Genomic DNA, 18,724 nt, shown 5'->3' on the forward strand with positions numbered 1-18,724 from the left:
GTCCCGGGCGCACCCGGACGGCAGAGTGGAGCACCGGCTATCCCGCCGAGTGGATCGAGGAGGTCCCCATGGGACGACTGATCAGCATCCTGGTCGTGGTCTGGCTCGTCATCGGCGCGTTCGCCGCGTTCCAGCGCGGCTACTTCGAGGACGCGGAGACCAACTGCTCCGAGGCGAGCGACATCGCGCTCAACATCGTGGCCGGCCCGCTCAACTACACCGGGCTGAACCCCAAGGTCGACTGCGCCGACGTCGACGTCGACGTGCCGGAGCCCAGCCAGTAGTCGCGGACTCGCTGCGCCATCCGTCCGACCCGCGGCGTCGAACCCCCGGCGTGCGTGACCTCGACACCCTCTTCGCGAGCCGAAGCGTCCCCGAGCACCTGGTGCGCGGAGCGGTCGGCCTGCCGCTGCTGGTCGCGGCCTTCGTCCTGGTGCCGTCGTGGGGGCCGCTCGCGATGCTCCTCGCCGTGCCGGCGGTCGTCTTCCTGCGCGGCTGCCCGGGGTGTTGGGCGATCGGGCTGTCCCAGACCTGCGAGCTGCGGGACGCCCGCCGCGACGGTGCGCGCGAGCCCGACCGGCAGCCGGTCGCTCGCTAGGGTCGAGGCGTGCCCGACCTCTCCCACGTCCCCACCGCCCCGCTCCTCGCGGCCGGCCTCGTCGGCGGCTTCGCGCTCGCCCAGCAGACCGGGGTACGCCCGCTCGGCGGGGTCGCGATGATCGGCGCCAACGCGCTCGCCGCACGGCAGTGGTACGCCGTGGGCGGCGCGCCGCTGGCCGCTGGCCTGACCGCGGCGTACTGGACCGCGATGGGCCTCTCGCACCCGCTGGCCAGGAAGGTCGGCACCTGGCCGTCGGTCCTCGGTGTCACCGCAGCCGCGTCCGCGGCCGCCTGGGTGCTCGCCGACCGCCGCTCGCGCTAGTCCTCCGGCAGGGCCGCGAAGGCGGCCTGCATGTCGCGGCACCAGCCGAGCGACTTCTTGGGGGTGTGACCTCCAGTGTGCCACCCCGCCGACCTCGCGCCCGAAGGTGGCGGCAGATCGCACCCGTACGGCCCTCAAACCTGCGATGTGCCGCCACCCCGCGGGGTGCCGGACGGCCGGACCTCACCACCCTCGCGGCGTACGACCCGGGCGAGCACCTCGGGGTCGGCACGGAAGGTGATGGCCGCGACCCGGCCGTGCTCGACGGTGAAGTCGAAGACGACCGCCGCGCGGCCACGGTGGAACCACGCCGCCGCCGGGCGGTCGCCGACGAAGACCGCCATCGCGGCCTGGGCGCTGCCGTCGAAGAAGGCCGCGACCTCGCTGCGACCCTCGAGGGACGCGGGTGTGCCGGCCAGGACTGCCGCCTCGTCGGCGCCGACGACCGCGTCGGGCGCGAGGAGCCGGAGCAGCCGCTGGAGGTCACCACCGCGGGCCGCCGCCATGAACGCGTCGACGACCTCCCAGTCGGCGAGGGCGTCCTCGGCCGGGGGCTGGGCGACCTTGGCCCGCGCACGCGAGGCGAGCTTGCGGGCGGCGGCCGGCGTGGTGTCGAGCAGGCTCGCGATCGTGGCGAACTCGAAGCCGAAGCTGTCGTGCAGCACGAACGCTACCCGCTCGCGCGGTGAGAGCCGGTCGATGACCGCCTGCAGAGCGACACCCACCGTGTCGGCGAGCGCGACGTCGTCGGCCGGGTCGACCGGCGGCTGCGACCACACCTCGCCCGGGTCGTCGAGGTCGTCCACCGGGACCGGCGTACGCGCCCGCAACCGGTCCAGGCACAGGCGGGTGGTGACCGTCGTCAGCCAGGCCGGCAGGTTCTCGATCGCGGTGCCGTCGCGGGTGACGGCACGGTCCAGGCGCAGCCACGCCTGCTGCACGACGTCCTCCGCCTCGTCCCGGTCGGCCAGCACCCGGCCGGCCAGGGCCAGCAGCCGTGGCCGCTCGGCCTCGAAGGTCTCCACCCGTTCCATCGCTCCGCCCTCCCTCGCCCGCATCATCGCAACCCGGTGACGAGTGGGCGGCCGGATGTGTGACCAGCCCTCCCGCACACTGGACGCCATGGACGCCCCCCGGCTCCCCGCACCCGGACTCGTCACGGCACTGGTCGTGCTGCTGGCGCTGCTCGCCGGGTGCACCGGCGAGTCACGGTCCGCGCCGTCCCCGGACGTGCCGTCACCGACCGCGTCCTCGGACGAATCCACCGAGGAGCCGACGTCCGGGGCGACCGAGGCACCCACCGAAGAGCCCTCCACGGAACCCACCGAGGAGCCCGAGCCCGTCGACCCGATCTCGATGGCCGCCCTGGCACAGGCCGACCTGACCGGGGGCGACCTCCGGTTGGGAGCGGTGCGCGAACGGACCTCGGCCTACACGTCGTACGACGTCACCTTCGCGTCGACGACCGCCGGAAGGGGCACCCGGCCGCTGCGGATCAGCGGCGTGCTCAACGTGCCGACCGGCCGGGGTCCCTTCCCCGCCGTCGTCCTCGCCCACGGCTACATCGACCCTGCGGTCTACGTGCGCGGGCAGGGCATGACGCGCGAGCGCGGCTTCCTCGCGCAGCGGGGCTACGTGGCGCTGCACGTCGACTACCGCAACCACGCCGAGTCCGCTGACGACCCACGCGTGGACACCGCCGTACGCCTCGGCTATGCCGCCGACACGATCGCGGCGCTGCACGCCCTGCGCAGGTCGCGCGACGTACGGGTGGACCCCGACCGGATCGCGCTGTTCGGCCGGTCGATGGGCGGCGGCGTGATGATGAAGGCGCTGGCCGCCGAGCCCGGGCTCTTCGCCGCGGGCGTCGGCTGGGCGTCGGTGTCGAGCCTCGAGGCGGAGAACTTCGCGCAGTTCCAGCGACCGGACGCCCCGCTCGCGCAGCTGAAGGCCGAGTTCCGCGGGCGGCACGGTCTCCCCGCCGAGGACCCCGGGTTCTGGCGCGGCATCTCGCCCCGCCCCCTCTTCGGCGAGATCACCGAGCCGGTCCTGATGGTGCACGGCAGGTTCGACGACACCTGTCCGCCCGCGTGGGCCCGCGCCACGCAGCGTGCGATGACGCGCGCGGGCGTGGACGCGACGCTCGAGTGGTACGACGACGGGCACGCCTTCGGTCCGGCCTTCGTCGCCGCGATGGACCGGACCGTGCGCTTCCTCGACGCCCGGATGCCGGCCTGAACGCGGGACGCGGGGACCGGGAGCCCGTCCGCCGTGCGCGCGAGCAGTGGCGGCGGTGGCGGAGCACGGCCGCCTGCACCGGGGTCGGGCTGCTGAGCGTGACCGCGCTGGTCTGGCTGGCCGACCGCAGCCAGCACACGCGGCTGGGACAGGAGCTCGACCAGGCCGGGATGGACATCGTCGCCGGCGACGCGGCCGCGACCCGGCGTCTCGTCGGCGTCCTCGGCAACGTCTCGCTCGGATCGATCGCGGTCGCCGTCGCGTTGCTCGTCGGGGTGGCGTGGGTGCGCCGGCTGTACGCCGCGGCCGTGGCGGCGGGGGCGCTGGTGCTCGGGGCCAACGTGACCACCCAGGCGATGAAGGCGCTGTCCGAGCGCTCCGACTTCGGCTACCTCACCGTGACGAGCTTCCCCAGCGGGCACTCCACGGTCGTGGTCTCGCTGGTCCTCGCCGCGCTCCTCGTCGTGCCCGGTCAGGCACGCGTCACCGTCTCGCTCGTCGGCTCGGCGGCCGTGACGGTGACCGCCGCCGCGACGCTGGTCGCGAGCTGGCACAGGCCTGCAGACATCGTCGGCGCGATCCTGGTGTGCCTGGCTTGGGGCACGGGCGTGCTGACGGTCTGGAGCCTGACGCGCGGCGGGATGCCCGGCACCGCCCCCGCCCGCCAGCACCGCGTCTTCGCCGTCACCGGCGTCGGCGTGGCCCTGGCCGGGCTGCTGGCCGTGGGCGTACGGCCCGACACCGGCTGGTCGGGCTTCCTCGACGCCGGGGTGGTGCTGGCCGGGATCGCCCTGGCCACCGCCCTGGCCGTGACCGCGTTCGCCCAGCTGTCCGCGCCGATGGCGGCCGGCGCGCCCGTGCCACGCACAGGGGCCGGCCGCCACGACGACTGAGGCGGTCGGTCAGGTCGTCGCGCGCTCCTCGACCGGGACCTCCTTGATGGCGCCCGTACGACGGCCCTCGCGGAAGGAGCGCAGCTCCTCGCGGACCTTCGGCAGCAGGATGTAGCAGGCGAGCAGGTTCACGATCGCACAGACGAAGAGCATCGAGTCGGCGAAGGTGAGGACCGAGGTGAAGGTCATGACGCTGCCGATGACGGTGAAGAGGCAGAAGACGATCTTGAAGATCGCCTCGCTGCGCTTGGACCGGCCGAACAGCTCGGTCCACGCCTTCATCGTGTAGTAGGACCAGGTGATCAGCGTCGAGAACGCGAACAGGGCGACCGCGATGGCGAGGATCACCGGGAACTGCGGCAGGAACGTCTCGAACGCCCGCGAGGTGACCACGACGCCGTCCGGGGTCGGTCCGCCGCCGGCGACGATCTCGCGCTGCTCGGAGTAGTAGGCCGAGTCGGCGATCACGATCGTCAGCGCGGTCATGGTGCAGATGACCACGGTGTCGATGAAGGGCTCGAGGAGGGAGACGAAGCCCTCGCTGACGGGGTGCTTGGTCTTGACCGCGGAGTGGGCGATCGGCGCGGAGCCGACGCCGGCCTCGTTGGAGAAGGCCGCACGCTGGAAGCCGATGATGAGGACGCCGAGCGCACCACCGGCGACGCCCTCGGGGTTGAAGGCGCCGGTGACGATCGTGCCGATCGCGTCCGGGATGTTGGTGAGGTTGCCGAGGATCACGAGCAGGCAGGTGCCGAGGTAGAGCAGCGCCATCACCGGGACGAGCTTGGAGGTCACCTTGGCGATGGAGGTGATGCCGCCGATGATCACGGCGCCGACCAGGAGCGCCAGGACGATGCCGAAGATCAGAGCGGAGCCCGCGGACCCGAGGAAGCCGTCGTCACCGCCGGTCACCTCGCGCGCCTGCGCGAAGGTCTGGTTGGCCTGGAACATGTTGCCGCCGACCGCGCCGAACAGGAACAGCGCGACGGCGAACACGATCGTGAGCCCGCGGGAAACGCCGCTGCCGAAGCGCTCGAACGCGACCGGCAGGTAGCGGAACGGGCCGCCGGTCACGCTGCCGTCCTCGTGCACCTCGCGGTACTTCACGCCGAGGGTGCACTCGACGAACTTGGTGCACATGCCGAAGAGGCCGGCGATGATCATCCAGAACGTCGCGCCCGGGCCACCGAGCGTGACCGCCGCGCCGACGCCGGCGATGTTGCCGAGGCCGACGGTGCCGGACACGGCCGACGAGAGGGCCTGGAAGTGGGTGACCTCACCGGGGTCGCTGGCGCGGGAGAACTTGCCGCGCACCAGGTCCATCGACGTCTTCCACGACGTGAACTGGATGCCCTTGAAGTAGATCGTGAAGACGATCGCCGCGACCACGAGCCACAGCACGATCAGCGGGAAGGAGACCCCGCCGATCGTCGGTGCGTAGAAGATGACCGACGCCACCGCGTTGGCGACCGGGTCGAAGGTGGAGTTGATCGCGTCCTCGATGGACGCCAGCCATTCCCACTCCTGCTGGATGCCTTCTGCCGCCACTATCTCTGCCGCCTCGGATGTCATAACCGACGACCCAACCAGTGATCGGCGCCGCGCTCAACCCCTAGGGGTGGGTTCGTTCACACCGGTCGCGGGGTCCACCCGTCCCACATCGCCGCGACGTGTCGCGCGTCCGTGCCGCAGCAGCCACCGACGATCCGTACGGCCGGGAGGTCGCTCGCGAGCCTGCGCGTCGTCTCCCGGAGGTCGGCGAGGTCGCCCTCGTCGAGCTGCTCGGCCTCGTCGAGCTCGGCGTGGCTCAGCCGCGACGAGTTCACGCGCAGGCCGGCGATCCGTCCGGTCCACGGCGCGGCGACGTCGACCCCGGCCGCGACGTGGTCGGGGTGGGCGCAGTTGACCAGCAGGTGTGCCGCGGCGGCCGCCGTCAGCTCGTCGAGCCGCTCGACCGCCTCGCCGAGCGCGGTGCCGTCGGGCAGCCGGCCGTCGGTCTCGACGGTGAAAGAGACCGCCACCGGGAGGTCGACGTCCTGGGCCGCGCGCACGACGCCCACGGCCTCGGCGACCGTGCTCAGGGTGTACGCCGTGGCGAGGTCGGCGCCCTCCTCGGCGAACGCCTCGAGCTGGGGCCGGTGGTAGTCGGCGTAGTGCTCCGCGTCGTGCTCGCCGGCCCGGTAGCCGTCGCCGCGCGGACCCATCGCGCCCACCACGAGCGTCGTCACCACGCGGTCGCCGAGCTCGTGGGCAAGTGCCCGCAGGTGGGCGACCGCCTCACGGTTGATCCGGCGGAGGGCCTCGGGGTCGTAGCCCAGACGTGCTCCCCAGTCGGCGTTCGCCCGCCAGGTCGGCGTCTCGAGGAGCAGGCCCGCGCCGGCGCGTGCGGCCACCCCGGCGTACGCGCGGTAGTAGTCCTCCAGCACCGCGCGACCCTCCGCGTCGTCGAGCAGCGGGAAGGACGCGAAGTCCGGCAGGTCGATGCCGCGGTGGAAGATCAGGTCGGTCTCGAGCCCGCCGTCGGTGACCCAGCCGTTCGCCGTCGCCGGCAGCTGCCACGTGGTCGACATCGCGCCTCCCGGGGATCTGCTGACCTTCCGGTGTAGCACCATCGGCGGCACGCGTCAGCCGTGGTCTGGACCTGCGGGGGCGCGGCGTACGGTCGCAGGCGTGAGCTCCCGCGTGCACTCGATCCACCTCGCGCCCGGCCGCCGCCTGCCGACGAAGCCGGTCCCGTCCGTCGCGGCCGAGGCGGGCGCGGGCCTGGTCGGCGACCGCTACCACGGCAGCCGGCACCGCCACGTCACCGTGCAGGCGCTCGACGACCTCACCGCCGCCGCGGAGGTCCTGGGGCGCCCCGTCGACCCGGGCCTGACCCGGCGCAACATCACCCTCACCACCGGCCCGATCCCGACGCGCCCCGGCGAGCGGATGCGGATCGCGGACGTCGAGCTCGAGGTGGTGCGCATCGCCGCGCCGTGCCGGCTGCTCGACGACTGGCTCGGCCCCGGCGCGATGCAGGCGCTGCGGTCCCCGCGCGGCGGCACGGTCTTCCGGCTGCTGTCGTCGGGGACGATCAGCGTCGGCGACGACGTGGTCCTGGGCGAGGGGTCGGGCTAGGGGTTCTGCACGAGCCGCAGCTGGTTGCCGTCGGGATCCACCAGGTGACCGATGCGCATCCCGGAGGCCTCGACCTGCGGCGGGTGCAGGCGCGGCCACCCGAGGTGCGTCTCAGGCAGGCCCGCGGCCAGGAGCGCGGCGTACAGCCCGTCCAGGTCGTCGACGCGCAGGCAGCAGCCGGCCGAGGTGGTCGTCGGGTCCGTGGTCGGGTCGCGGAAGAACTCCACCTTCAGCCCGCCGCGCTCGACGATGAGCCAGCCGGGGTTGCGGTAGGTCTCGGCGAACCCGATCGAGCCGAAGAACGCCGCCGTCGCGTCGAGGTCGCGGCAGGGCAGGTTGGGGGTGGCGTGGTCGGCCATGGACCCACGCTAGCCGGACGCACGCCGGCCCGGACTCCCGCGAGGGAGCCCGGGCCGGCGAGGCGTACGGGGGTCAGCGCAGGTCGAACCGGTCGTTGTCCATGACCTGGGCCCACGCGGCGACGAAGTCGGTGACGAACTTGTCGCCCGCGTCCTCGCTCGCGTAGACCTCGGAGAGCGCGCGGAGCTGGGAGTTCGAGCCCAGCACCAGGTCGACCGCGGTGGCCGTCCACCTGACGTCGCCGGTGGCGACGTCGCGGATCTCGTAGACGCCCTCCTCGGACTGCGACGCCTTCCACTGCGTGCCCGGGGACAGCAGGTTCGCGAAGAAGTCGTTGGTCAGCACGCCCGGCCGGTCGGTCAGCACGCCGTGCGCGGCGCCGCCGGCGTTGGCGCCGAGCGCCCGCAGGCCGCCGAGCAGGACGGTCATCTGCGGCCCGGAGAGGCCGAGCAGGTAGGCCTTGTCGACGAGCAGCTTCTCCGGCTGGAGCTTCTCACCGGGACGGGTCCAGTTCCGGAAACCGTCGGCGCGGGGCTCGAGGTAGCCGAAGGACTCCACGTCGGTCTGGTCCTGCGTGGCGTCCGTACGCCCGGGGCTGAACGGCACGGTCACGTCGTGGCCGGCATCCTTGGCCGCCTTCTCGATCGCCGCCGCACCGCCGAGGACGATGAGGTCGGCCAGCGAGACCTGCGCGCCGCCCTGGGCGTTGAAGTCCTGCTGCACCTGCTCGATCTTGGCCAGGGTCGCGTCGAGGTCGAGGTCGGCGTGTACCGCCCAGCTGCGCTGCGGCTCGAGGCGGATGCGGGCACCGTTGGCGCCACCGCGCCGGTCCGTGCCGCGGTAGGTGGCGGCCGAGGCCCACGCCAGCGACACGAGCTGCGAGACCGACAGGCCGGTGCCGAGGAGCTGCTGCTTGAGGGACGCGACATCGGCGTCACCGACGAGCTCGCCCTCGACCGGCGGGACCGGGTCCTGCCACAGCTGCGCCTCGGGCACCCAGGGGCCGAGCAGGTGCGGGCCGACGGGGCCCATGTCGCGGTGCAGCAGCTTGTACCAGGCCTTCGCGAAGGCCTTCGCGAACTCGTCGGGGTTCTCCAGGAAGCGGCGCGAGATCTTCTCGTACGTCGGGTCGAAGCGCAGCGCGAGGTCGGAGGTGAGCATCGTCGGGCGGTGCTTCCTCGACGGGTCGTGCGCGTCGGGGATGATCGCGTCGTCGGTCTTGGCGACCCACTGCTTCGCGCCGGCCGGGCTCTCGGTGAGCTCCCACTCGTAGCCGAAGAGGATCTCGAAGTAGCGGTTGCTCCACTGCGTCGGCACGTCGGTCCACGTGACCTCGAGGCCGGAGGTGATGGTGTCGCCGCCCTTGCCGGTGCCGTACGAGCTCAGCCAGCCGAGGCCCTGCGCCTCCAGCTCGGCGCCCTCGGGCTCGGGGCCGACCAGGTTGGCGTCACCGGCGCCGTGGGTCTTGCCGAAGGTGTGGCCGCCGGCGATCAGCGCGACGGTCTCCTCGTCGTTCATCGCCATCCGTCCGAAGGTCTCGCGGATGTCGCGCGCCGACGCGATCGGGTCGGGGTTGCCGTTGGGGCCCTCGGGGTTGACGTAGATCAGGCCCATCTGGACCGCGCCGAGGCCGTCGCCGAGCTCGCGGTCGCCGGAGTAGCGCTCGTCGCCGAGCCAGGTGTCCTCCGGGCCCCAGAAGATCTCCTCGGGCTCCCACACGTCCTCGCGGCCGAACGCGAAGCCGAAGGTCTCGAAGCCCATGTCCTCCAGGGCGACGTTGCCCGCGAGCACGAGCAGGTCGGCCCACGAGATCTTCTGGCCGTACTTCTGCTTGACCGGCCACAGCAGGCGGCGGGCCTTGTCGAGGTTGGCGTTGTCGGGCCAGGAGTTGAGCGGGGCGAAGCGCTGACCGCCGTCGCCCGCGCCACCGCGGCCGTCGTGCACGCGGTAGGTGCCGGCGGCGTGCCAGCTGAGCCGGATCATCAGGCCGCCGTAGTGGCCGAAGTCGGCCGGCCACCAGTCCTGCGAGGTGCGCAGCACCTGCGCGATGTCGGTCTTGAGCGCCTCGACGTCGAGCTTTGCGAACTCCTCGCGATAGCTGAAGTCGGCGCCCAGCGGGTTGCCCTTCGGCGAGTGCGCGTGCAGCACCGAGAGGTCGAGCTGGTTGGGCCACCAGTCCTGGTTGGTGCGCGGGCGGTGCCCCCGGGGCTCCGGCGCGTCGATGACCGGGTTCTCGCTCTCGCTGCCCTGCGCGGTGGCGGAGTCGTGCATCACCGGGCAGCCCGCCTCGGCCTTGCGGTCCACGCCCTGGGGGCTCTCGGGTGCGGTGTCCTGGTTGTCGGTCATGGCAAGTCCTTCCGGATGGGTGTCGAGGTCACGAGCGGTGGTCGGAGGTGGTGCTGGTCGAGCAGTCGGGGCACAGGCCCCAGTAGGTGACCTCGGCCTCGTCGATGACGAAGCCGTGGGTGTCGGAGGCGTCGAGGCAGGGGCGTACGCCGACGGCGCAGTCGACGTCGGCGACCACGCCGCACGAGCGGCACACCACGTGGTGGTGGTTGTCGCCGACGCGCAGCTCGTAGCGCGCGACCGAGCCTGCGGGCTGGATCCTGCGGACGAGGCCGGAGTCGGCGAGCGCGCCCAGCACGTCGTACACCGCCTGGTGGGAGACCGTGGGCTCCTCGGTGCGGACGGCCGCGAGGACGCTGCCGGTGTCGGCGTGCGGATGGCGGCGTACGGCGCGCAGCACGGCCAGGCGCGGGCGGGTGACCCGCAGGTCAGCGCCGCGGAGCAGCTGCTCGAACTCAGCCTCGGTCGCGTGGTCGTCCATCGCGGTCAACCCTGCCGCCTTTTCTTGAACGGGTCAAGTTATCTGCGGGCGGGGTCTTCGGTTCCCCCAAGCTGGGGTAGTCCAGTGGCGAACGGTCGTGGAGCGGCCTCCGGAACGACAGAAGCTCACTGGACTATCCCGGCCCGGGGACAGGAGGTCACTGGACTACCCCGGGCTTCCCGGCGGCAGCCCCCCGGCCCGCGGTCGGCAGGCCGGACCACTCACGCGACAGGAGCGCCCAGACCTCGAGGTCCTGGCGCTCCTCGCGCACCGGGAAGACCTCGCGCAGCGTCCCCTCGTGGGTGAAGCCGAGCCGCTGGGCGACGCGCCGGCTGGCGACGTTGCCGGGGGCGCAGCGCCACTCGACGCGGTGCAGACCGCGCTCGACGAACGCCCAGTCGAGCATCGCCGCGACCGCGCGGGTCACGATGCCGCGACCGCGGGCGGAGGAGGCGAGGAAGACCCCGGCCTCGGCCGTGCGCGATCGGGCGTTGATGCTCGGGAAGAGCGTGCCGCCGACGAGCTCGTCACCGATCCAGATGCCGTAGAGCCGGCGGGCGTCCTCGCCGCGCCCCTGGGCGAACCGCTCGATGAACCCGCGAGCGCCGGCGACCTCCTCGAAACCCTCCCACGGCAGCCAGTCGTAGAAGTCGGCGCCGTGCGCGCGGAACAGCCCGGCGAGCTGGTCGGCGTGCCAGGGCTCGAGGTCGGACAGGCGGGCGTCGTCGATCTGCAGGCTCAGCACCGCGCCACCCTAGACGTCGCGGACGTCCGCTCGGCCCAGGCCGGCGGCCGCCACCAGCCACGTCCACGCCCGGGCGCGGTCGACGTCGCTCGCGCGCGTCGTCGGGAGCAGGTTGGTCGGCCGCTCGACGCGGTCGTGCCAGAAGCGACCCGTGGGCGGGGCTGGCTCGACGGCGGTCAGCCACACGCTCGTGTCGGCGCCCTGGGCGTCGTCGCGCAGCACCGGCCGGGTCAGCCTCCGGAAGGTCGGCAGCGACTCCTGCACGCCGGGGGTGTCGGCCCAGCCCGGGTGCATGGTGGCCACGGTGATGCCGTCCGCGCCCCACCACTCCGCCAGGTGCGGGGTCATCTCGACCTGCCAGCGCTTGGACCGGGCGTACGCCGTCGTCGGCGAGTAGTCGCCCGTCGTGTAGTCCGGGTCGTCGGCGCGCAGCACCTGGCCGTACATGCCGCCGCTGCTCACCAGCACGACCCGGCCGCCGGCGCCGTCGCGGGAGAGCGGTCCGCGCAGCGCCTCGGTCATCACCACCGGGCCGACGAGGTGCACCGCCATGCTGAGCTCGTGGCCCTGCGCGGACTCGGTCCGGGTCGGGGGCATGACGCCCGCGTTGTGCACCACGGCGTGGAGCTCGGGGACCTCCTCGGCGAAGTCGGCGGCGAAGCGGCGCACGTCGTCGAGGTCGGCGACGTCGCACCGCCACAGCCGTACGTCGGCGCCGGGGTGCGTGGCGCGGATCCGTTCGGCGACGGCCGAGCCCTTGGCCTCGTCACGCACGAGCATGTGCACGACCGCACCGAGGGCGACCAGGCCCTCGACCGTGGCGATGCCGAGGCCGGAGCTGGCGCCGGTGACCAGCACGTGGCGTCCCGCGAGTGCCCTCGGCGCCGGGTCGGCCGGCCAGCCGGGCAGCGTGCGCCGCACGGCGAGGCCGATCGTGGTGTAGCCGAGGACGAGCGAGCGGTCCATGACCGCGTCGACCGCCCGGGTGAGCAGGGGGCGTGCCACGGCTCGCCTCAGCTCGCGTCGAGCCGCGACAGCTCGTCGGCCGTGAGCTCGATGTCGGCCGCGGCCGCGGAGTCGGTGATCGACGAGGGGCGCTTGGCGCCGGGGATCGGGATGACCACCGGCGACTGCGCGAGCTCCCACGCGAGGGCGACCTGCTGCGCGCTCACCCCGCGCGCCTGCGCGATCTCGGCGAAGGCGGGGTGCTTCTCGGCGAGCTCCTTGGCGTCGGAGAGACCGCCCAGCGGGCTCCACGGCAGGAACGCGAGACCGAGCTCCTCGCAGACGTCGATCTCGGGACGGCTCGAGCGGAACTTGGGGCTGAACTGGTTCTGCACGCTCACCAGCGCGTCGCCCAGGACGGCGTACGCGTCGCGGATCTGCTGCGGGTCGGCGTTGGAGAGCCCGACGTGGGCGACCTTGCCGCTGTCGGCGATCTCCTTGAGGGTGCCGATGACCTCGTCGTAGGGGACCTTCGGGTCGGGACGGTGGTGCTGCCACAGCGAGAGCTGGTCGACACCGAGGCGCTGCAGGCTGGCGTCGACGGCCTCGCGGAGGTGGGCGGCGGAGCTGTCGGTGTCCCAGCCGCCGCCCTCGGTGCGGACGTGGCCGCCCTTGGTGGCGAGCAGCACCTTGTCGCGCACCCCGAGCTCGTCGAGGAGCGAAGCGATGAGCCGCTCGTTCTCGCCCTGCGCGCCCGCGCCCTTCTCGTCCCCGGGGCCGTACGCGTCGGCGGTGTCGAAGAGCGTCACGCCGGCGTCGAGGGCCGCGGTGACGGTGTCGAGGAGCTGCTGGCGCGGCTGGGTGCCGGTCTGGTCGAAGGTCATCAGGCCGAGCCCGATGGCCCCGACCTGCTGGTTGCCGAGAGTACGAGTCTGCATGCCGACGACCCTACGACCGGGACCGAAAGCCGTGCCCACCCCGAGGGCCGGTCACCGGCAGGCCTCAGGCGGTGTTGAGCCGGAAGGTCTCCAGCAGCTCGAAGGCGGAGGCCGCGTGATCGACGAGGGCGTGACCCACCGACTGCCGCGCGAACTCGTTGAAGTCCTGCAGGTCGGCGACCTCGCGCGCGGTGACGTTGCGGAAACCCATCGACCACGTCGCGAAGGAACGGTCGTCCACATAGCGCCGGTCGACGATGCACACCTCGCCGTGGCGGGGGTCGGCGCGGATCGCGTCGAAGACCTCGTAGACGGCGGCCGACGCGCCCTCGAGCGTCTGGATGACGTTGCCGCCGCTGTAGAGCAGCAGTCCGGTCAGGCCGAGACGCTCGTTCTTGGGGCGGATCTGCTCGATCAGCTCCACCAGCTGGGCGACGGACATCAGGTGCGTCGTGGCGCTCGTGTAGGTGAGCGTGAGGATCCCGCGGGCGTCGCTGTGCATGGTCGAGCGGGACGCTACCCAGCGACGAGGGTGGACACATCATCCCTAGGGGGAAGGCTGTCCTCGGTTCGCCCGCTCCTGGTCGGGCCGGTGGAGACGCCTACTCGTCGTCGGCACCGGTGATGGCGCGCAACATCCGGTCGGCCTCCCGTTCGCACTCCAGCCAGAACCCGGCGCCGAAGAGGGGCTCCGAGCCGTGCCGCGTCACGTCGATGGTCTCCACTGCGCTCACCTGACCGTTTCGCCCCCATGTCCTTGACGACGAGACGTCTGCGGCCCGCGGCCGTGACGCGGACTCACGGACCTTTTCGGCTCATGTCCGTCGGGCACGAGGCGCTCCGGTGTCAGGCCGGCGACACCGCGTCGAGGTCGGTCATGTCGTAGGTGACCCAGGCCGTACGGGTGGCCACCCGGTCGTAGACCGCACGTGCCCGGCCGTTGGACTCCGCGGTGATCCACCGGACCCGCTCCCACCCCTCGGCGCTCGCGTGCTCGCGGACCGCGTCGAGGAGGGACTCGACGACGCCGGTGCCCCGGTGCGCGGGGTCGACGAACAGGTCGTCGAGGAATCCGGCCACCACGGCGGCCACCGGACGGATGAACTCGCGGACGTGAGCGAGACCGACGAGCTCCCCGGGAGCCTGGGCCGAGCAGGCCACGAGCGAGACGAGACGGCCCTCCTGGATCCACGTCCACAGCGTGTCCAGCCGATCCCGGGTGACCTCGCGCTCGTAGAACGTGCAGTAGCCGACGTAGAGCCGCTCCCACTCGGTGCGGTCCTCGGCCGCGACGCGGCGCACCACCCATGTGGTCATCAGGTGCTCAGCCCTGCGCCATGTCGACGAACCGCGAGTAGTGGCCCTGGAAGGCGACCGTGAGGTCGCGCGTGGGGCCGTTGCGGTGCTTGGCCACGATCAGGTCGGCCTCGCCCGGGCGGGTCGACTCCTTCTCGTAGACGTCGTCGCGGTGGAGCAGGATCACCATGTCGGCGTCCTGCTCGAGCGAGCCGGACTCACGCAGGTCGCTCATCATCGGGCGCTTGTCGCCACGCTGCTCGGGACCACGGTTGAGCTGCGACAGCGCGATGATCGGGCACTCGAGCTCCTTGGCGAGGAGCTTGATGTTGCGGGAGAACTCCGAGACCTCGAGCTGGCGGGACTCGACCTTCTTGCCCGAGCTCATCAGCTGCATGTAGTCGATGACGATGAGCTTGAGGTCGTGGCGCTGCTTGAGCCGCCGCGCCTTGGCCCGGATCTCCATCATCGTCATGTTGGGGCTGTCGTCGATGAACATCGGCGCCCCCGAGACCTGGCCCATCTTGCGGGCGAGCTTCTCCCAGTCGTCGTCGCGCATCGTGCCGTTGCGGATGTGGTTGAGCGGCACCTTCGCCTCCGCGGAGAGCAGGCGCATCATGATCTCCGAGCGCGTCATCTCCAGGCTGAAGAAGACGCTGGTGAGGTTGTTGTGGATCGACGCCGCGCGGCAGAAGTCGAGGGCGAGCGTCGAGTTGTGGGTTGGGATCATGGACCGACCCGCGAGGTAGAGGTGATCATCGTTGTCCACCTCCACGCAACGCACCGGCACTGACTCGATGGGGCGCACGGACGTGATGTAGCGCTTCCCGATACGGACCGTGGAGGACGGACGCTCCTCCTTGTGGAGGAGGGCCTTCCGCTCCAGCTTGAAGACGTCATCGACCGTCGAGAAGTTGAGGATGTGACAGGTGGATGAAGCCTCGGAACGCCCAGCCACCCGCTTGGTCGTCCTGCTGCACCGGTAGCCAAGGCTCACGACCAACTCGTGCACGGTGTCGGCCAGTCGCTCGTTGGTAACGGCGAACTGAACCGAGCCCACTCCCTTGACCACGGTGCCGTCGGTGTCAAGCAGACCGGCCAGGAGGTCGCGCCGGGCCTGTTCGGACGCTCGCAGGTAGACGTCGGGGACGTGCTTGTTGTCGAGCACACCGACCGTACGAAGAAGTGCGGTGAAGGAACCGTGGTCCTGCTGGCAGGACGCGCAGAGATAGGTGCCGTGCATGGCGCCGCCGCAGTCGGGGCACACCGATCGTTGCGCAGCGGCGACACGCGGAGTCCGGATGCTGTAGAGCATGTTGCCCTGAGCCGTGACGGTGTAACCGCGACCTTCGATCCGCATCGGGATCTCCGGTGTCTCACAGGTGATGCGGCATCCGGCGCTGTGCCCGTCGCCCAGCCAGGCCCCGAGGACGTAGGGATCGATCGGAAGCGCGTCGTCGTGACCCGCCAGCGCCTCCGCGTTCAGCACCGCGTGGTTGGCTCGTCGCTCCTTGCCGATCCGCACGGTGCGAGCGATGTCCTCCGTGGTCACCACGCTCGCCCGGATGCGTTGATTCTTCGCCCGGTTGTAGCGGTTGTCCGCTGCCCAGCGCGACTTCCTGGCCGCCCTCGTCTCGGTCAACCACTGGTGTTCGGCATCCGCCACGAGCACGGAGCCGTCAGAGAAGGTCACCTCGTAGCACGGCCGGTCGAGCATCACGTCGGTCGCGGCGACGACGCGGGTCGGTCGGCCCTTCGCGTCGTAGAGCTCGTCGCCAACCGCCACCTCGCCCATGGTCGTCCACCCGGTGGGGGTCGGGAGCGGGGTGTCGAGCGCAAGCGCTTTGCCCATGGCCGGACGCGCCGCGACGATGATCATCTGGCCGGAGTGGAGGCCGTTGGTGAGGTCGTCGAGGTCGGCGAAGCCCGTCGGCACACCGTAGAGCCCGGCCTCCCGGTTGCCGATCGCCTCGATCTCGTCGAGGACGCCGCTCATGATGTCGCTCAGCGGCGCGTAGTCGACGGCCGCGCGCCGGTCGGTGACCTTGTAGACCTCGGCCTGGGCGTTGTCGACGACGTCGTCGATCTCGCCCTCGCCGGCGTAGCCGAGGGCGGCGATGCGGGTGCCGGCCTCGACGAGGCGGCGCAGGATCGCCTTGTCGCGCACGATCTCGGCGTAGTAGCCGGCGTTGGCCGCGATCGGCACGTTGGCCGAGAGCGTGTGCAGGTAGGGCGCGCCGCCGATGCGGCCCAGCTCGCCGCGCTTCTGCAGCTCGGCGGCGACGGTGATCGGGTCGGCCGGCTCACCACGGCCGTAGAGGTCGATGATCGAGTCGTGGATGACCTCGTGGGCGGGGCGGTAGTAGTCGACGCCCTTGATGACGTCGACGACGTCGGCGATGGCGTCCTTGGACAGCAGCATCGAGCCGAGCACGCTCTGCTCCGCGGCGTTGTCCTGCGGAGGCGTACGGTCACCCGCCGAGCGCGGCGACTGGCCGGGCTCGTAGGCCGCGGGACCGTCGCCCCAGGCCTCGTCGGTGTCCCCCTCGAAGGCGATGCTCACTCCTCGGTCCTCACTTCCTGTGCCACCCACGACCCGCCGACCCTGACGGTAGGCACGACCACCGACAACCGCTGTCCCGATCCACGTCCGCGCGAGACCGTACGTGCTCCGGCGGGGTCAGGGGAAGCCAGCGAGGCCGAGTTATCCACAGGTCGTGTGGACAACCTGCGGACAGGGGTGGACGACACGCAGGCAGGCGCGCACACGACGTGGACGAGCCTGTGGAGGCCCAGGTGTCGACCGCACCCAAGACCGCTCTGACCTGCGAAAACTCTGTACACACCTTGTGGAGGAGAAATACACGGCCGCTGCGGTCGTTCACCTGTCCGACATCTGGCGGTCGCCGTCCGCTCGGCCGACGGGCGGGCCTTGACGCCCACCCGCGCTGCGTCATCCACACGGCCATTCACAGGTAGCCCGAAGGGGCTATGTACGTGCCGTGCACCCGCCGGGTAACGCACCGCCGACGTCGTCGCCGGCGCAGGTCGTTCCTAGGGTGTGCACGTGACGGCGGACCGGGAGCGCGAGCAGGAGACCGACCGGGAGACCGACCGGGAGATCCTGCGCCTCGCGGTCCCCGCCTTCCTGGCGCTGGTCGCCGAGCCGCTCTTCCTGCTCTCCGACGCCGCGATCGTCGGACACCTCGGCACGCCCGAGCTCGCCGGACTCGGGGTGGCCGCCGTCGTCCTGCAGACCGTCGTCGGGCTGTGCGTCTTCCTCGCCTACGGCACGACCGCGAGCGTCGCGCGGCACCTCGGCGCCGGCGACCTGCGCGCCGCCCTCGCCCAGGGGGTCGACGGCGTTTGGCTGGCGGTCCTCATCGGCACGCTCGCCACCGCTCTCGGCATCGTGCTGACGCCGACCCTGGTGGGGATCTTCGGTACCGGGGAGGAGGCGGCCGGGCACGCCGAGACCTACTTGTCGATCGCCTTCCTCGGCACCACCCCGCTGCTCGTCATGCTCGCCGCGACCGGCGTCCTGCGCGGCCTGCAGGACACCCGTACGCCGCTGGCCGTCGCCGTCGTCGGCAACGGCCTCAACATCGTCTTCAACGTCGTGCTCGTCTACGGTCTCGACCTCGGCATCGCCGGCGCGGCCATCGGCTCGGTGCTCGCGCAGGTGATCAGTGCCGCTTGGCTGCTCGTCGTCGTGGTCCGCGCGGCCCGCGCCCACGACGCACCGCTCTCGCCCGACCGCGCCGGCATCGCCGCGGCCGCGCACGCCGCCGTCGCGCTCGTCGTCCGCACGCTCGCGCTGCGCGCCTGCCTCCTCGTCGGGACGTACGCGGTCACCCGCGTCGGGACCGGCACCACCGACGTCAACGTCGCGACCCACCAGGTCGCGATCACCCTGTGGACGTTCCTCGCCTTCGCCCTCGACGCCATCGCGATCGCTGCGCAGGCGCTCACCGGCCGCGCGCTCGGCAGCGGCGACGTCGACGGCACCCGCCGCCTCACCCGGCGGATGGTGCGTTGGGGCTGGGGCAGCGGGATCGTGGCCGGGATCGCCCTCGCCGCGGTCGCCCCGTTCGTCGGCGCCCTCTTCACCCCCGACCCCGAGGTCCGGGCGCTCCTCGTGCCCGTCCTGCTCGTCGCCGCGCTCGGCCAGCCGCTGGCCGGGATGGTCTTCGTCCTCGACGGCGTCCTCATCGGGGCCGGCGACGGCGCCTACCTCGCGTGGGCCGGGCTGGTCGTGCTCGCGGCGTACGCCCCGGCCGCGCTCTGGGCCGCCAGCCTCCCCCACGGCCTGGTCGCGGTGTGGGTCGCGATGACCTTCGTCTTCATGGGTGCGCGGGGGGTGCTGCTGTCGTGGCGGGCCCGCGGCGAGGCGTGGCTCGTGACCGGAGCGACGTCGGCTCGTTGAGCCTGCACCACGAC

General features: G+C 72.1%; 20 protein-coding genes. 7 read left to right on the forward strand and 13 right to left on the reverse strand.

Annotated features, from left to right (window positions below):
• Nucleotides 1–68: 68 nt before the first annotated feature.
• Genes IE200_RS02600 through IE200_RS02610 form a run of 3 tightly spaced genes read left to right on the forward strand, consistent with a single transcriptional unit; the run spans nt 69 to nt 922 of the window.
• Nucleotides 69–284 carry a hypothetical protein gene (locus tag IE200_RS02600; protein WP_191277779.1) on the forward strand — a complete coding sequence of 72 codons (216 nt, stop codon included), beginning with the start codon at nt 69–71 and terminating at the stop codon, nt 282–284.
• 50 nt (nt 285–334) lie between these two features.
• Nucleotides 335–598 carry a hypothetical protein gene (locus tag IE200_RS02605; RefSeq protein ID WP_191277780.1) on the forward strand — a complete coding sequence of 88 codons (264 nt, stop codon included), beginning with the start codon at nt 335–337 and terminating at the stop codon, nt 596–598.
• Nucleotides 599–607: 9 nt separating this feature from the next.
• On the forward strand, nt 608–922 hold the full coding sequence (locus IE200_RS02610; protein ID WP_191277781.1) for a hypothetical protein: 315 nt from the start codon (nt 608–610) through the stop codon (nt 920–922).
• A 134-nt stretch (nt 923–1,056) separates the two neighbouring features.
• On the opposite strand, the gene IE200_RS02615 is transcribed toward IE200_RS02610, so the two are convergent.
• Nucleotides 1,057–1,956: a sigma-70 family RNA polymerase sigma factor gene (locus IE200_RS02615; protein ID WP_191277782.1), complete on the reverse strand. Its 900-nt coding sequence runs from the start codon at nt 1,954–1,956 to the stop codon at nt 1,057–1,059.
• 88 nt (nt 1,957–2,044) lie between these two features.
• On the opposite strand from IE200_RS02615, the gene IE200_RS02620 reads away from it, so the two are divergent.
• Entirely contained in the window at nt 2,045–3,160 is a 1,116-nt protein-coding gene (locus tag IE200_RS02620; protein ID WP_229856005.1) for an alpha/beta hydrolase family protein, read from the forward strand.
• Nucleotides 3,161–3,258: 98 nt separating this feature from the next.
• Nucleotides 3,259–4,053 carry a phosphatase PAP2 family protein gene (locus IE200_RS02625; RefSeq protein WP_191277783.1) on the forward strand — a complete coding sequence of 265 codons (795 nt, stop codon included), beginning with the start codon at nt 3,259–3,261 and terminating at the stop codon, nt 4,051–4,053.
• Nucleotides 4,054–4,062: 9 nt separating this feature from the next.
• Here the strand turns inward: IE200_RS02625 and IE200_RS02630 are convergent, their stop codons facing one another.
• Together IE200_RS02630 and IE200_RS02635 are read right to left on the reverse strand one after the other, a co-directional pair.
• Nucleotides 4,063–5,625 (reverse strand): alanine/glycine:cation symporter family protein, encoded by a 1,563-nt coding sequence (locus IE200_RS02630; RefSeq protein ID WP_191277784.1) that lies wholly within the window; start codon nt 5,623–5,625, stop codon nt 4,063–4,065.
• Nucleotides 5,626–5,681: 56 nt separating this feature from the next.
• The gene (locus IE200_RS02635) at nt 5,682–6,623 is read right to left on the reverse strand and encodes a homocysteine S-methyltransferase family protein (protein ID WP_191277785.1); all 942 of its coding nucleotides are present in this window, start codon (nt 6,621–6,623) and stop codon (nt 5,682–5,684) included.
• Between the two features lie 100 nt (nt 6,624–6,723).
• On the opposite strand from IE200_RS02635, the gene IE200_RS02640 reads away from it, so the two are divergent.
• Entirely contained in the window at nt 6,724–7,173 is a 450-nt protein-coding gene (locus IE200_RS02640; protein ID WP_229856008.1) for an MOSC domain-containing protein, read from the forward strand.
• Here the strand turns inward: IE200_RS02640 and IE200_RS02645 are convergent.
• From IE200_RS02645 to dnaB, 10 genes are all read right to left on the reverse strand, one after another.
• Nucleotides 7,170–7,532, reverse strand: coding sequence for a VOC family protein (locus IE200_RS02645; protein WP_191277787.1), 363 nt, complete (start codon nt 7,530–7,532; stop codon nt 7,170–7,172). The genes IE200_RS02640 and IE200_RS02645 overlap by 4 nt on opposite strands.
• 73 nt (nt 7,533–7,605) lie before the next feature.
• Entirely contained in the window at nt 7,606–9,879 is a 2,274-nt protein-coding gene (gene katG, locus IE200_RS02650; protein WP_191277788.1) for a catalase/peroxidase HPI, read from the reverse strand.
• A 28-nt stretch (nt 9,880–9,907) separates the two neighbouring features.
• Complete coding sequence (locus IE200_RS02655) at nt 9,908–10,360, reverse strand: Fur family transcriptional regulator (protein ID WP_191277789.1); 453 nt, start codon at nt 10,358–10,360, stop codon at nt 9,908–9,910.
• A gap of 157 nt (nt 10,361–10,517) precedes the next feature.
• Nucleotides 10,518–11,105: a GNAT family N-acetyltransferase gene (locus IE200_RS02660; RefSeq protein WP_191277790.1), complete on the reverse strand. Its 588-nt coding sequence runs from the start codon at nt 11,103–11,105 to the stop codon at nt 10,518–10,520.
• Between the two features lie 9 nt (nt 11,106–11,114).
• On the reverse strand, nt 11,115–12,110 hold the full coding sequence (locus IE200_RS02665; protein WP_229856010.1) for an SDR family NAD(P)-dependent oxidoreductase: 996 nt from the start codon (nt 12,108–12,110) through the stop codon (nt 11,115–11,117).
• 8 nt (nt 12,111–12,118) lie between these two features.
• Entirely contained in the window at nt 12,119–12,988 is an 870-nt protein-coding gene (locus IE200_RS02670) for an aldo/keto reductase (RefSeq protein ID WP_191277791.1), read from the reverse strand.
• Between the two features lie 64 nt (nt 12,989–13,052).
• Nucleotides 13,053–13,490, reverse strand: coding sequence for a BLUF domain-containing protein (locus IE200_RS02675; RefSeq protein ID WP_191277792.1), 438 nt, complete (start codon nt 13,488–13,490; stop codon nt 13,053–13,055).
• Between the two features lie 100 nt (nt 13,491–13,590).
• Entirely contained in the window at nt 13,591–13,713 is a 123-nt protein-coding gene (locus IE200_RS20995; RefSeq protein ID WP_268245524.1) for a hypothetical protein, read from the reverse strand.
• Nucleotides 13,714–13,834: 121 nt separating this feature from the next.
• The gene (locus IE200_RS02680; RefSeq protein WP_191277793.1) at nt 13,835–14,305 is read right to left on the reverse strand and encodes a GNAT family N-acetyltransferase; all 471 of its coding nucleotides are present in this window, start codon (nt 14,303–14,305) and stop codon (nt 13,835–13,837) included.
• Nucleotides 14,306–14,312: 7 nt separating this feature from the next.
• A complete protein-coding gene (gene dnaB / locus IE200_RS02685) occupies nt 14,313–16,841 on the reverse strand; it encodes a replicative DNA helicase (RefSeq protein ID WP_308432989.1) in 2,529 nt (842 codons plus the stop codon).
• Between the two features lie 510 nt (nt 16,842–17,351).
• Here dnaB and IE200_RS02690 point away from each other — a divergent pair.
• A complete protein-coding gene (locus IE200_RS02690) occupies nt 17,352–18,710 on the forward strand; it encodes an MATE family efflux transporter (RefSeq protein WP_191277795.1) in 1,359 nt (452 codons plus the stop codon).
• Nucleotides 18,711–18,724 lie beyond the last annotated feature (14 nt).

It is taken from the genome of Nocardioides flavus (ex Wang et al. 2016) (genome assembly GCF_014653115.1).
In the GTDB taxonomy this organism is placed as follows: Bacteria; Actinomycetota; Actinomycetes; order Propionibacteriales; family Nocardioidaceae; genus Nocardioides; species Nocardioides flavus.